Source organism: Pseudomonas brassicacearum (assembly GCF_003732175.1).
In the GTDB taxonomy this organism is placed as follows: Bacteria; Pseudomonadota; Gammaproteobacteria; order Pseudomonadales; family Pseudomonadaceae; genus Aquipseudomonas; species Aquipseudomonas brassicacearum_G.
This window is the reverse complement of record NZ_MOBI01000011.1, coordinates 76,461-89,586: the sequence shown is the minus strand read 5'-3', so window position 1 is coordinate 89,586 and position 13,126 is coordinate 76,461. Positions and strand designations below refer to the sequence as shown.

The window sequence follows — 13,126 nt, the reverse complement described above, 5'->3', positions numbered from 1 at the left end:
CGGTAAAAGTTTCTTCATCCCGATGAAGGCAAATTGTTAGTTTGCAAGCGCAAGACTGCCGAGGATTGCAACTCAACTCCTCGGAGGTTTACGGCATGCTCGGGCTGGTAAAGACTGCACTGCTAAAGCCCTACACGTTTATCGTGCTGGCAATTTTCATCTGCATCATCGGGCCCATGGCTGCGCTGCGCACACCTACCGATGTCTTCCCTGACATCGGTATTCCGGTGATTGCAGTGGTCTGGCAATACAACGGACTGGCCCCGCAGGATATGGCCGGACGAGTGATCTATACCTATGAACGCTCCCTGAGCACCACGGTCAACGACATCGAACATATCGAGTCGCAATCGCTGCCGGGCATGGGCATCGTCAAGATTTTCTTCCAGCCAGGCGTCGATATCCGTACCGCCAATGCCCAGGTTACGGCGGTGTCACAGACAGTCCTGAAACAGATGCCCCCGGGGATTACCCCGCCGCTGATCCTGAACTACAGCGCCTCCACGGTGCCAATCCTGCAGATGGCGTTCTCCAGCCCGACCCTATCGGAAGCGAAAATTCGCGACCTGGTGCAGAACAATATCCGCCTGCCACTGACTTCGGTCCCGGGCTTGGCGATCCCCACCCCCATGGGCGGCAAACAGCGCCAGATCACCCTCGACCTCGACCCTCAGGCGCTGGCCGCCAAGGGGCTCTCGGCCCAGGACGTGGGTAACGCGTTGGCGGCTCAAAACCAGATCATCCCGGTGGGCACCGCCAAGCTCGGCCCCAACGAATACACAGTGCTGCTCAACAACAGTCCGCAAGCCATCGACGAACTCAACGACCTGCCGATCAAGACCGTCGACGGCGCGCTGATCACCATCGGCCAGGTGGCCCACGTGCGTGACGGCTCACCGCCACAGACCAATATCGTGCGAGTCGACGGCCGACGCGCCGTGCTGATGCCAGCCTTGAAGAACGGCAACATCTCCACCTTGTCGATCATCGATGGCATTCGCCAGATGCTGCCTCGCATCAATGAAACCCTACCGCCATCACTCAAGACTTCACTGCTGGGCGATGCTTCGGTGTTCGTCAAACAGTCGGTGGGCAGCGTAGCCCGGGAAGGCATCATCGCCGCCCTGCTGACCAGCGCGATGATCCTGCTGTTTCTCGGCAGCTGGCGTTCGACCCTGATCATCGCCGCCTCGATTCCGCTGGCGGTACTGTCGGCCATCGCCCTGCTGGCCGCCGCCGGCCAGACCCTGAACGTCATGACCCTTGGAGGGCTGGCGCTGGCGGTGGGGATTCTGGTGGACGATGCCACGGTGACCATCGAGAACATCAACTGGCATCTGGAACAAGGCAAGGCCGTGAAAACTGCGATCCTCGACGGTGCGAAACAGATTGTCGGTCCGGCCTTCGTGTCGCTGCTGTGTATCTGCATCGTGTTCGTGCCGATGTTCCTGCTGCAGGGCATCGCCGGATACCTGTTCCGGCCGATGGCCCTGGCGGTGATCTTCGCCATGGCCAGTTCGTTCATCCTCTCGCGGACGCTGGTGCCGACCCTGGCGATGTTCCTGCTCAAACCCCATGTGCCCGAGCAAGGTCCAGGGCATCACCCGGAAGATGAATTCATCAATCATCATGAGGGCGAACATCACCACACACCTCGGCATCCGTTGCTGCAAGCGCTGCTGAATTTCCAGCAGGGATTCGAACACCGATTCTCCAACCTGCGAGACACCTACTACGGACTGCTGGAACTGGCTCTGGAATACCGCAAGCGATTCCTGCTGGGATTTCTGGCCTGTGTCCTGGCTTCCTTTGCGCTGCTACCGAGCCTGGGCCAGGACTTTTTCCCGGCCACCGACGCCGGCGCGCTGTCTTTGCATGTGCGCTTGCCGCTGGGCACGCGGGTCGAGGAAAGCGCTGCGGCCTTCGACCGGATCGAAGCACGCATTCGCGAGATCATTCCGGCCGAGCAACTGGACACGATCGTCGACAATATCGGTATCCCGCTGAGCGGCATCGACATGGCCTACAGCAACAGCGGCACCATCGGTCCGCAGGATGGTGACATTCAAGTGACCCTCAAAACGGAACACAGCCCCACCGCCGACTATGTGAAGAAGCTGCGCGAGGCCTTGCCCGAAAGCTTCCCCGGCAGCCATTTCGCCTTTCTACCGGCGGACATCAGCAGTCAGATCCTCAACTTCGGCGCACCGGCGCCGCTGGACGTGAAAATCTCCGGCCCCAATAGCGATGCCAACCGTGCCTATGCAGTGGAACTGGAACGACGCCTGCAACATGTAGCCGGAATTGCCGACCTGCGAATCCAGCAGTCCACCGGTTATCCATCGCTGCAAGTCAAGGTCGACCGACTGCGGGCCAATGGCCTGGGTATCACCGAACGTGACGTGACCAACAGCATGGTCGCGTCCTTGGCCGGCAGCTCCCAGGTCGCGCCGACCTTCTGGCTCAACCCGGCCAACGGCGTGTCGTATGGAGTGGTCGCGGCGACGCCACAATATCGCCTGGACAGCCTGCCATCGCTGGAAGCGTTGCCGGTTACCGGCAGTGACGGCCGTTCGCAGATCCTCGGCGGCCTGGCGAGCATTTCCCGGGTGCAGAGCGAGGCGGTCGTCAGCCACTACAACGTCATGCCGACCCTGGATCTGTACGCCAACGTGCAGGGCCGTGACCTCGGCGGCGTGGCCAAGGACATCCAGAAAGTTTTGGACGACACCGCTTCCTTGCGCCCCAAGGGCTCGGTGATCAGCCTGCACGGGCAGATCGACGCGCTGCATGAAGCCTTCAGCGGTTTGAGCTTCGGCCTATTGGGCGCGGTGGTGCTGATTTACCTGCTGATCGTGGTCAACTTCCAATCCTGGGTCGATCCGTTCGTGATCATCACCGCCCTGCCCGCGGCGCTCGCCGGGATTGTCTGGATGCTCTTTCTCAGTGGCACCTCGTTATCGGTGCCGGCACTGACCGGGGCAATCCTCTGCATGGGGGTGGCTACCGCTAACTCGATTCTGGTGGTGAGTTTCTGTCGCGAACGCCTGGCGGAACATGGCGATGCCCTCAAGGCGGCGCTGGAAGGCGGCTACACGCGCTTTCGCCCGGTGTGCATGACGGCCCTGGCGATGATCATCGGCATGCTGCCGCTGGCCCTGTCCGAAGAACAGAACGCGCCACTGGGCCGTGCCGTCATCGGCGGCCTGATCCTCGCGACCACTGCCACTCTACTGTTCGTTCCGGTGGTGTTCAGCCTGGTCCACGGACGTCAATCTCGCGCTATTGCTGAAGAAAACCTTGCTGGAGAAAGCTCTCATGTCGCCTGATCAAAAACCTTCGCGCAAACGCCTGATGCTGGTGGGTATCGGCGGCCTGACCCTGGCGGCTCTGCTGGTCGCCAACGGCCTGGCTGCCCGCACCCGCCATGAAAAAGCCGTTGCCGCCTGGACCGAAACTGCGGCCATGCCCTTAGTCAGCGTGTTCCAGCCGCAACAGAACGTGCATGGCGACAGCCTGCGTCTGCCGGCGCATCTGGAAGCCTGGAGCAAGGCACCGATTCATGCCCGGGTCAGCGGCTACCTCAAGGACTGGAAAACCGACATTGGCACTCCGGTCAAAGCCGGGCAGATCCTCGGAGAAATCGACAGCCCGGACCTCGATCAGCAGGTCGCGCAGACCCATGCGCGGCTGATCCAGGAGCAGGCCAACGCACGCCTCGCCGAAACCACTGCGACCCGCTGGCAAAACCTGCTGGCAACGCATTCGGTGTCGCGTCAGGAAGCCGATGAAAAAAGCTCCAACGCCGCAGCGGCCAAGGCCAACGCCCAGGCCGCCGCCGCCGATTACGCCCGGGTCTCGGCGCTGGAAGACTACAAAACCATCCGCGCGCCGTTCGCCGGGACCATCACTGCTCGCAACACTGACATCGGCCAGTTGATCAAGGCTGACAGCGACAGCGATCCGGAGCTATTCGACATCGCCGACACCCATCAGCTGCGCCTCTATGTGCCGGTGCCGCAGAACTACGCCAGCGTAATCCGCCCCGGCATGCAAGCCGAATTGATTGTGCCGGAACACCCCGGCCAGCACTTCAGCGCCAGGCTGATCGGTGACTCCACCGCCGTCGACCGCCGCTCCGGGACCTTGCTCGCACAGTTTGTCGCTGACAACCCGGATGGGGCGTTGCTGCCCGGCGATTATGCCGAAGCCACTCTGCAGATTCCGGCCGACACCCATGGCGTGAGCATTCCCGCCAGCGCGCTGATCTTCCGCGCCCAGGGCACTCAAGTGGCAGTGCTCGACCCGGACAACCATGTGCACCTGCGCGATATTCATATCGGCCTGGACCTGGGCGAGCGCCTGGTCATCGACCAGGGCTTGAAGCCTGCCGACCGCGTCGTCGACAACCCGCCGGATGCGTTGCGTGAAGGCGATTCCGTACAACTGGCCGACGCTGGAGGTTCTCATGCGCCCAAGGCTTGAGCCTCTCGCCGCAGTGCTGGCAATGGCGCTGACGCTGCAAGGCTGTTCACTGGCGCCGACCTACAAGGCGCCGCCGATCGACTTGCCCGCGCAATACCGCGAACAGACCAGCGACGGTCCCTGGCACATGGCCAAACCCGCCGAACAGCTGTCTTCGCAATGGTGGCAGTTGTACCAGGACCCGCGTCTGGACAACCTGCAACAGCAACTGCTCAAGACCAACCCGGACCTGGCGGCAGCCCTCGCGCACTTTGATGCGGCGCAGGCTTATGCCGGCCAACTGCATGCCGGGCTGTTCCCACAGGTCACCGCCAGTGCGCAGCCGCTGCGCCAGCGCCAGTCGGACAACCGACCATTACGCGGGGACACCCAACCGTCGGTGTACAACAGCAATACCGCAGGCTTTGCGCTGAACTTCGACCTCGACCTGTGGGGGCGAATTCGCAATCAGGTGGCCGCAGGCTTTGCTCAGGCCCAGGCATCCGCCGACGACCTCGCCGCCGCCCGCTTGAGCCTGCAGCATCAACTGGCAACGCTGTATGTCCAGCTCAATGGCCTCGATGCCCAGAGCAAGATCCTCGCCAGTTCCCTCGATGATTACGGCCAGGCATTGCAACTGACCCACGACCGCTATCAGGGAGAAATCGCCTCGGAACTCGATCTGACCCGAGCCCAGAGCCAACTGGCCGAGGCCAAGGCACAACTGGACGATGTCCGTGCGCAACGCAATCTGACCGAACATGCGATCGGTGAGCTGGTTGGCCAACCGGCCAGTGATTTCCATCTGGACGCAATCAGCCAGGCCCTGAATCTGCCATCGATACCCGGCGCGCTTCCGAGCACCTTGTTGCAACGACGCCCGGACGTCGCAGCAGCCGAGCGAAGAGTCTTTGCCGCCAACGCCAGCATTGGTGTCGCCCGAGCGGCCTGGTACCCGGACTTCAGCCTGACGGGGCTGCTCGGAGGGCAAACCGCTGGCAGCGGCAATCTGCTGGCTGCCGGCAACCGCTATTGGGCGCTTGGGCCGTTGGTCAATCTGCCGATTTTCGACGGCGGTCGCCTTGATGCCAACGAACGTCAAGCCAAGGCCGAATTTGAAGAAGCGGCCGCCCATTACCGCAGTCAGGTGTTGCGAGCGGTACGCGAAGTCGAAGACAACCTCGCGCAAATGCGTGACCTGCAGCGCGAGGCGGAGGATGAGCAGGCAGCCGTCAATGCCGCGCAAACGACTCAAACGTTGGCCATGAACAGCTATGAAGCCGGAGCCGTGAACTATCTGGACGTAGTGACCGCACAAACCTCTGCCCTGCAGGCACAACGACGTTTGCAGGATCTGCAGACCCGGCAGTTACAGGCGAGCGTTGGATTGGTCGTGGCTTTGGGTGGCGGTTGGAGCAACGGCAGCTGACCGACAGTCGAGATTGATGCTGGATGTACCGGCCCTATCGCGAGCAAGCTCGCGAGAGGCATTGCCCACGCACCGCCAATCTCGAAACTGACCGTTCCCACCCAATCCCCGTATAATCGCGGTTTTTCTCGAAGGGCACCCCGCTCGTGGCAAACAAACGGTACAGCTGCATTGGTTTGTATAACCCCAAATCACCGGAGAACGTCGGTTCGGTGATGCGCGCCGCCGGCTGTTACGGCGTGGCGTCGGTGTTCTACACCGGCAAGCGTTATGAACGCGCCCGTGACTTTGTCACCGACACCAAGAAAATCCACCACGACATTCCGCTGATCGGCATCGACGACCTGAAGAAAATCCTCCCGCTGGGCTGCGTCCCGGTGGCGGTCGAGCTGGTCGATGGCGCCCGCTCGCTGCCTGAATACACCCATCCGGACCGTGCGCTGTATATCTTCGGCCCGGAAGACGGCTCGCTCGATAAAGAGATTCGCGAGTGGTGCGAAGACGTGGTCTACATCCCGACCACCGGTTGCATGAATCTGGCCGCCACCGTCAACGTGGTGCTTTACGACCGCATGGCCAAGGGCAATAACACCCGTTCCGGTCCAAAATTTCGCTGATACGCTGAGCGCGGGATGGAACAAGACGGCCGACCGCACAGTCAGCTGTATAGCCATTGCCCCTGAGGAGACAGATCATGAGCGACATCAAACGCGTAGAACCCACGCCGCTCCAGACGCCACCGACGCAAAACGTCCAGGGCTGGGAACGCATCGCGAGCACGGCCGGCGGTGTGGTGATGGTCGGCAAAGGCCTGCGCCGTGGTGGCGTGTTCGGGCTGATCGAGGTGGCGCTCGGCGGTGTAGCCCTGGCTCGCGGCATCACCGGCCACAGTTCGGCAAAAAGCTTCTTCGAAAAAAGTCGTCAGGACATGAACAACGCCCGTTCGAAAATCGAACGGGCCGGCGCAGAGCTCAAAACCCTTAAAGCCAATGCAGATGCGGCAACCCGTAGATGATCGTTCCCACGCTCCCGCGTGGGAATGCAGCCCGTGACGCTCTGCGTCACATCCAAAAGCGGACGCAGAGCGTCCAATGAGGCATTCCCACGCAGAGCGTGGGAACGATCTACAGAGTTGATCAGGTCGTTAGCGAAGCAACTCGGTATCCAGCACTTTCGACGGCTCACCGATAATGCTCTCGGCCAGCACCACAAACTCTTTGGTGCTCACCCGCCCGAGGTCCATGGCGCCGCGCAACATGTCATCCAACGAACGCTTGTTGCGGGTTTTCAGGCGAATTTCGCGGTCCAGTTCCTGTAGCAGCAACACCGCCTTGGCGAGCTGCGCCGCACTGAGCTGATCGCCACGCAGGGTGCTGACTTTATGGCTGGCCTTGGCCATTTTGTCTTCCAGCACCTGATAACGCTCATCGCTCATGCCACCGGCACGGCGCAGCAATTCAATCGCGTAGTACTCGGCAAAGCCTTGGTTGATCCAGTCACTGCGATCACTGTCCTTGATTCGCCCGAATACCTGGGCCAACTCACGGATCAACGGGCTGCTGCCGCTTTCGCTGACCAACGGCAAATGACTGTGCAGATAAATCGATTCGTGCCCGGCCAGGCTGCCGCGCCACATCGGGTCGGCGGCCCCCACAATCAGCAGTTTGCCGGGATGATGCGGATACAGCGCCTGCACTTGCGGCCAGACGAACGTCAGCAGCGTCAACACGTCCATTCGGTGCATGCCCTGCCCTAGCGGCGATGCGACCGTGACTTCGGTTTCGCCCAGGCGTGTACGACGACTGCCCAGGTTGCCGGCGAGCATCCAGCCCGTAGGCCGGTCGAGCCGCCGAGCCACGTTGTCGATGCGAAAGCGGTTCTTGCCAACCCGCGGCCAGGAAGTCTCGACGCTTTTCCAGCCTTCCGGTAATTCGAACTCCAGGCGCGACACCAGCTCGACACCGTCCTGCTGATCCAGGCGCGCTGCCGGGACCAGGTCGTCGCCACGCATCAACGCCCAATTCGGCGTTATGCGGGTATCGAAACTGGCGTTCTTGAGGGTGTGACTGATGCGTACCCGGTAGGTCAGGCTGGCCTTGTCAGCGGCCGGACGCCAGACGCCACGCGCCGCATTGCCCGGCGTGAGTTGCCACTGACCATCGGCGTTGAAGTCGCTGTACTGGCTGCCATCGCCCAGATCAAAATCCAGGCTGCGCACCGCCGAGCCACGTGCCAGGGTCAAGCGCACTTCGGCCTGATCGCTTTGCGGCAATAGCCGTACGTGGTAATCGAGATCGACTTTTTTTGCCGCCCACACCGCTGAACTCAGCACCAGCAACGACAACGTCAACGGCAGCTTCAACCCAACAGCCATACACACTCCTTCGTGATTTTTTTCTGTAACGCCGAGCGTCAGCCCGCCCGAAAAATCAGATGATCTTCCCAGTCATCCTCAGCCACGCTGCCCTCGGCGAGCATGCGCCCGGACTGGGAAATGCGCTCGTGGTGCACGGCATCCCGATCGCCGCAGACCAGGTGGTGCCAGAGCGGCAAGTCCTTGCCTTCACTGACCAAGCGGTAACCGCAGGTTGGCGGCAGCCACTTGAACTGATCGGCCTTGCCCGGCGTGAGCTGGATGCAGTCTGGCACCGAGTCGCGACGGTTCGCGTAGTCGGTGCACTGACAGGTTTTCAGGTCCAGCAGTTTGCAGGCGATGCGCGTGTAGTAGACGCTGTTGTCTTCTTCGTCCTCGAGTTTTTGCAGGCAGCACAGGCCACACCCATCGCACAACGACTCCCACTCCTCTTGATCGAGTTGTTCGAGGGTTTTGCGTATCCAGAAAGGTTCGACTTTGGCGGCCATGGCTCAAGCATCAACATCAGGTGGTGAAAAGGCCGCCAGTCTAGTGCCCCAGCCCCTGCGGGCCAAGTGCTGGCGACTGTCGGTATAACAGGACTTGTCAGTTCTCACGCCGCGAAGTAGCTTTGCGAGTCGCAACGGCCCATGTCCAAGTGCCATTAACGCTCAACCGCGTTGCATTCAGGACAATTGCCCCAGGGTCTGAAAAACCTCACTGCCCAGCTCAACTGCGCGCGTCGGTTTTTACTCAACTTTTCCTTCATAAACGTAGTCAGGAAACTCGTCCATGAGCGCTAATCCCCGCGTTGCCGAATATGCCATTCACCCACAGTTCACTGATCGCTGGTCGCCGCGCGCCTTCACCGGTGAAAGTATCCCTGAAGAAACCCTGCTGAGCTTTTTCGAAGCGGCTCGCTGGGCACCGTCGGCCTACAACTCGCAGCCATGGCGTTTTCTCTACGCGCGCCGCGACACGCCGAACTGGGAGCGCTACCTGGGTCTGCTGAACGAGTTCAACCGCAGCTGGGCGCAACACGCCTCGGCCCTGGTGATCGTGATCTCGAAAACCACCTTCACCGCGCCAGGCGCCACCGAAGAAACCGCCGCCCTGTGGCACACCTTCGACACCGGCTCCGCCTGGGGTCATTTGGCCCTGCAAGCCTCTATCAGCGGCTGGCACACCCACGGCATGGCCGGTTTCGATCAGGAGCTGACCCGCAAGGAGTTGAACATTCCGGAAGGCTACGCGCTGCACGCTGCGGTCGCGATCGGCAAGCTGGGTGACAAGGCGACCCTCGCGGATTACCTGCAAGCCCGGGAAGTCCCAAGCCCGCGTCGCCCATTGAGCGAGCTGGCAGCTGAAGGCGACTTCACCCTGTAACAGCTAAAGATGATCGTTCCCACGCTCTGCGTGGGAATGCATCCCGTGACGCTCCGCGTCACCTCCAGAGCAGGACGCGGAGCGTCCGTGGCGGCATTCCCACGCAGAGCGTGGGAACGATCTTATTACTGGGGGTTAGTACCCGCGTTTGAAATCCACTTCGCCGCGCAACGCTTCGCCCGCCTGAAACGCCCGCAGATTCTCGACAAACAGCTGCACCATCATTGGCGGTGAGGTGGGTGCCGAGCTGTGGCCGGTCAGCAGCAAGCCCCAGGCGGTCCAGAATGGGTGGCGCTGCGGCAACGGTTCCTGACGGCAGACGTCGATCACCGCACCCGCCAGATGCCCTTCCTTCAGGGCTTCTACCAGATCCGCATCGACTACCGCCACGCCACGCCCGACGTTGATGAACAAACCGGTCGACTTGAACTGCTTGAACAACGCGGCGTTGTACAGATCGTGAGTGTTCGGTGTATTCGGCAGCAAGTTGATCACGTAATCGACTTCACCAACCAGGCGCCCCAGATCCTCCAGCCCCGCGACTTCAATGAACGGCGCCTGCTCGCGCGGCGTACTGGCGATCCCATACAGCTTGACGCCGAAAGGAACCAGGAACTGCGCCACGCTCTGACCGATGTCGCCGGTACCGACGATCAGCACCTTGCGCCCCGCCAGGCTCTGGCCCAGACGGTTGTCCCACTTGCGCTCGACCTGGCTGACCAGTCGCGCCAGTACTTCGCGCTCATGGCCCAGCATGTAGGTCAGCACATATTCAGCCATCATCTGACCGAAAATCCCGACCGCACGGGTCAGCCGGTAGTGGCGTGGCAAGCCGTCGGCAAGCAACGGGGTAATACCGGCCCAGGTCGACTGCAGCCACTGAGGCTCATGACCTTGACGCAACAGCGTCGCCAACAGGTCCGGCTGGCCGAGCCAGACCGGGCAGTCGGCGGCCAGGCTGGCCAATTCGGCGGAGTCGCCGCTGGTCAGTACTTGCAGTTCAGGCGCGGCCTGACGCAACAGTTGGGCATATACAGCGTGGTCGTGTTCGGCAATCAGAACGCGCATGGTTCAAACCTTCAAAAACAGTGCACAAGACCGCCGAAGGAGTGTTTCTCCGTCGCTCGCGGCCCTCGCCAAAATAATCAATTCCATTGTTTCCAGAGGCTCTGGACAGAGCCTCTACAGATATCCGTCAAACCGGATCATTGCGTCGTAGCAGCTCTTCCGGCAAGTGCTCGATGTACTCGTCTTCGGCCGGCGGCATTTGCAGGTGATAGCCCTGCTTGTCGAGGTTTTCCAGGACCACCGTGATGTCTTCGCGCGAGAGCTTGCGCTCGGGGGTCAACACCAGGTCGAAGGCGTGATGCGGTTTGCCGAACGCCAGCAGCAGGTTTTCCGGGACGCGCTCCAGTGCATCGCTTTTGAGCACATAGAGGTACATCTCGTTTTTCTTCAGGCTTCGGTAGATAGAGCAAATACGTTTCAAGGCTGTTCTCCGGCAGTGGCCAGGCAGTCGAGCAGGGCCTGGCCCATCAATTCGCGGCGCCAGCCACGCAACGAATCAGGCAATTGGTAAGGGCCCTCGGGGAAGCCGCTCTTGAGCAAGGCTTCGAGGGTTTTCTTGCGCAGCATCAGTTCCGGGGCAATGTTCAAGCGTTCAGCTTCGACCTGACCGAGCGCCCGCAGACGCTTGACCAGTGCCGCGGCTTCCACCGGCAAGGGCTCCGGCACCGCTGGCGGCCACTGGTCTGGCGGGACACTGCCCGCCTGCTTGATCAAGCCCAGCAGAAACTCACCGTCCTGACGCACGGTGCGCGGGTGCATGTCTTCGATTTTCGCCAATGCCCCGAGATTATCCGGCTGGGTGCGTGCCAGCGGCCACAACGAATGCTCACGCACGATGCGGTTGCGCGGCAGATCGCGGGCGCGGGCCTCGTGCTCGCGCCAGGCGCAGAGTTCTCGCAGTACGGCGAGTTGGGCGCGGGAGAGTTTCCAGGCCAGCTTGGCTTCGCGATACACCTCGTAAGGGTCGACCTCGCGGCGCAGGTTGGCGACCAGTTCGGCGCCATCTTCCAGGACCCAGGCGTACTTTTCGTCCGACAGCTTCGGTCGCAGATGTACGAAAACCTCCGCCAGATGCACGGCGTCTTCGGCGGCATAGCTGATCTGGGTTTCCGAGAGCGGACGTTGCAGCCAGTCGGAACGGGTCTCACCCTTGGGCAGGTCGATGCCGAGCACCTCCGACACCAGCCGCGAGTAGCCCATGGAAAAGCCCAGGTTCAGGTAGGCAGCCGCCAGTTGCGTATCGAACAATGGCGCAGGCAGGCTGCCGGTCAAGCGCAACAGGACTTCGAGGTCTTCGCTGCAGGCGTGCAGCACTTTGACCACTGCCGGGTTTTCCAGCAATTGGGCCAGCGGTTGCCAGTTGTCGATCGTCAACGGATCAATCAGGAAAGCCCGCTCGCCATCGCCAATCTGCAACAGGCCGGCGATCGGATAAAAGGTGTCGACCCGCATGAATTCGGTGTCGAGGGCGACGAACGGCAACTGCTGCCATTGGGCGCAAAACTGACCGAGGCTATCGTTGTCGCGAATCCAGTGAATATCGATGGCCACACGGCTCTCCCTTGAAGAATGGCGCGCAGTATATATCGGCCCCGGCGATTTCCGCGCACTGACTGAGCAAGCGCTTGAGCAAAACTCCCGCGGCTCGAGAAGAATAGGACAACTAGTCGGCTTTATGCAGCACGTAGACTCGCGGCAGGTCGCTGCCAGGCAGGGTGTCCAGGTATTTGAGCGTCTTGAAACCCGCTTGCCGGAACTCTGCCTCAAGATCGACTTTAGTCGCCAACTGACGCAGTTGTGCATCCTCGCCGAACCGCGCACGCAGCTTGAAGTACCCATCCCGCTGTACTGACACGATCAACGCGTCGCGACTGACCCGGTGAAATTCACGCAGTATCGCCAGGCGGTGCTCACTGTTTTCGATGTGCTGAAACAACTGTGTGCAAAAAATGCAATCCACGGAGTTTTCCGGCAAACCGATGGTGAATGCCGAGCCCTGAAAGGTTTTGACCCGCTTGAGCAGCTCGGCCGGATGATGAGTCTGGGCGTGGTTGAGCATTTCCTGGGACGGGTCGGTGGCGAGAATCACCCGATTGGTGTGCTCGGCCAGCACCGGCCAGTTGCCCCCTGCCCCGCAGGCCACATCGAGAATCAGCCCCGGCTCGCCAGCCACCTTGAGTGCGCGCCGCACCAGTCGCTTGCCACGCCACTGCAAAAACCGCTGCACCAGCCCACGGGGATGCGGCTGGAGGCAGACTCGAGCGTGCTCCTGATCGTAGCGTCGAGCAAATTCGTGCTCGACAGAGGAAGGGGGTTGCGCAGACATAACTGGCGACTCTTGATAAAGGAAACGACTGACTGGCGACAGGTTATCAAGCTGCGCGTGAAAAAAAGGTTTAATGACGATGCCGGCTCTAGCCTGCAGC

At 61.2% G+C, this 13,126-nt stretch carries 12 protein-coding genes; 6 read left to right on the top strand and 6 right to left on the bottom strand.

Going from position 1 to position 13,126, the window contains the following annotated elements; genetic code table 11:
• Positions 1-95 precede the first annotated feature (95 nt).
• The 5 genes from BK658_RS10240 to BK658_RS10220 all read left to right on the top strand — a co-directional run bounded on the left by BK658_RS10240 (position 96) and on the right by BK658_RS10220 (position 6,908).
• Positions 96-3,329 (top strand): efflux RND transporter permease subunit, encoded by a 3,234-nt coding sequence (locus BK658_RS10240; RefSeq protein WP_123582211.1) that lies wholly within the window; start codon positions 96-98, stop codon positions 3,327-3,329.
• The gene (locus BK658_RS10235; protein ID WP_123582210.1) at positions 3,319-4,485 is read left to right on the top strand and encodes an efflux RND transporter periplasmic adaptor subunit; all 1,167 of its coding nucleotides are present in this window, start codon (positions 3,319-3,321) and stop codon (positions 4,483-4,485) included. The genes BK658_RS10240 and BK658_RS10235 overlap by 11 nt, the downstream gene beginning before the upstream one ends.
• Positions 4,469-5,893, top strand: coding sequence for an efflux transporter outer membrane subunit (locus BK658_RS10230; RefSeq protein ID WP_123582209.1), 1,425 nt, complete (start codon positions 4,469-4,471; stop codon positions 5,891-5,893). The genes BK658_RS10235 and BK658_RS10230 overlap by 17 nt, the downstream gene beginning before the upstream one ends.
• A gap of 146 nt (positions 5,894-6,039) precedes the next feature.
• On the top strand, positions 6,040-6,510 hold the full coding sequence (locus BK658_RS10225) for an RNA methyltransferase (protein ID WP_019692493.1): 471 nt from the start codon (positions 6,040-6,042) through the stop codon (positions 6,508-6,510).
• A gap of 77 nt (positions 6,511-6,587) precedes the next feature.
• On the top strand, positions 6,588-6,908 hold the full coding sequence (locus BK658_RS10220) for a YgaP family membrane protein (RefSeq protein WP_123582208.1): 321 nt from the start codon (positions 6,588-6,590) through the stop codon (positions 6,906-6,908).
• A 129-nt stretch (positions 6,909-7,037) separates the two neighbouring features.
• Here BK658_RS10220 and BK658_RS10215 read toward each other — a convergent pair whose 3' ends face one another.
• Both BK658_RS10215 and BK658_RS10210 read right to left on the bottom strand, forming a co-directional pair.
• On the bottom strand, positions 7,038-8,267 hold the full coding sequence (locus BK658_RS10215) for a hypothetical protein (RefSeq protein ID WP_123582207.1): 1,230 nt from the start codon (positions 8,265-8,267) through the stop codon (positions 7,038-7,040).
• A 38-nt stretch (positions 8,268-8,305) separates the two neighbouring features.
• The gene (locus BK658_RS10210; RefSeq protein ID WP_054596149.1) at positions 8,306-8,755 is read right to left on the bottom strand and encodes a YcgN family cysteine cluster protein; all 450 of its coding nucleotides are present in this window, start codon (positions 8,753-8,755) and stop codon (positions 8,306-8,308) included.
• Between the two features lie 283 nt (positions 8,756-9,038).
• On the opposite strand from BK658_RS10210, the gene BK658_RS10205 reads away from it, so the two are divergent.
• A complete protein-coding gene (locus BK658_RS10205; RefSeq protein ID WP_019692497.1) occupies positions 9,039-9,632 on the top strand; it encodes a nitroreductase family protein in 594 nt (197 codons plus the stop codon).
• Between the two features lie 135 nt (positions 9,633-9,767).
• Here the strand turns inward: BK658_RS10205 and BK658_RS10200 are convergent, their stop codons facing one another.
• From BK658_RS10200 to BK658_RS10185, 4 genes are all read right to left on the bottom strand, one after another.
• On the bottom strand, positions 9,768-10,700 hold the full coding sequence (locus BK658_RS10200) for a D-2-hydroxyacid dehydrogenase (protein WP_123582206.1): 933 nt from the start codon (positions 10,698-10,700) through the stop codon (positions 9,768-9,770).
• A 127-nt stretch (positions 10,701-10,827) separates the two neighbouring features.
• On the bottom strand, positions 10,828-11,121 hold the full coding sequence (locus tag BK658_RS10195) for a YcgL domain-containing protein (RefSeq protein WP_019692499.1): 294 nt from the start codon (positions 11,119-11,121) through the stop codon (positions 10,828-10,830).
• Positions 11,118-12,251, bottom strand: coding sequence for a ribonuclease D (gene rnd / locus BK658_RS10190; RefSeq protein WP_123582205.1), 1,134 nt, complete (start codon positions 12,249-12,251; stop codon positions 11,118-11,120). Before rnd ends, BK658_RS10195 begins: the two co-directional genes overlap by 4 nt.
• 112 nt (positions 12,252-12,363) lie before the next feature.
• Positions 12,364-13,026, bottom strand: coding sequence for a class I SAM-dependent methyltransferase (locus BK658_RS10185; RefSeq protein ID WP_123582249.1), 663 nt, complete (start codon positions 13,024-13,026; stop codon positions 12,364-12,366).
• Positions 13,027-13,126: the final 100 nt, after the last annotated feature.

Coding starts and splice junctions, on each gene's coding strand:
- BK658_RS10205 (WP_019692497.1), top strand. CDS start 9,039: ATGAGCGCTAATCCCCGCGTTGCCGAATATGCCATTCACCCACAGTTC.
- BK658_RS10210 (WP_054596149.1), bottom strand. CDS start 8,755: ATGGCCGCCAAAGTCGAACCTTTCTGGATACGCAAAACCCTCGAACAA.
- BK658_RS10240 (WP_123582211.1), top strand. CDS start 96: ATGCTCGGGCTGGTAAAGACTGCACTGCTAAAGCCCTACACGTTTATC.
- BK658_RS10220 (WP_123582208.1), top strand. CDS start 6,588: ATGAGCGACATCAAACGCGTAGAACCCACGCCGCTCCAGACGCCACCG.
- BK658_RS10200 (WP_123582206.1), bottom strand. CDS start 10,700: ATGCGCGTTCTGATTGCCGAACACGACCACGCTGTATATGCCCAACTG.
- BK658_RS10235 (WP_123582210.1), top strand. CDS start 3,319: ATGTCGCCTGATCAAAAACCTTCGCGCAAACGCCTGATGCTGGTGGGT.
- BK658_RS10230 (WP_123582209.1), top strand. CDS start 4,469: ATGCGCCCAAGGCTTGAGCCTCTCGCCGCAGTGCTGGCAATGGCGCTG.
- BK658_RS10185 (WP_123582249.1), bottom strand. CDS start 13,026: ATGTCTGCGCAACCCCCTTCCTCTGTCGAGCACGAATTTGCTCGACGC.
- BK658_RS10215 (WP_123582207.1), bottom strand. CDS start 8,267: ATGGCTGTTGGGTTGAAGCTGCCGTTGACGTTGTCGTTGCTGGTGCTG.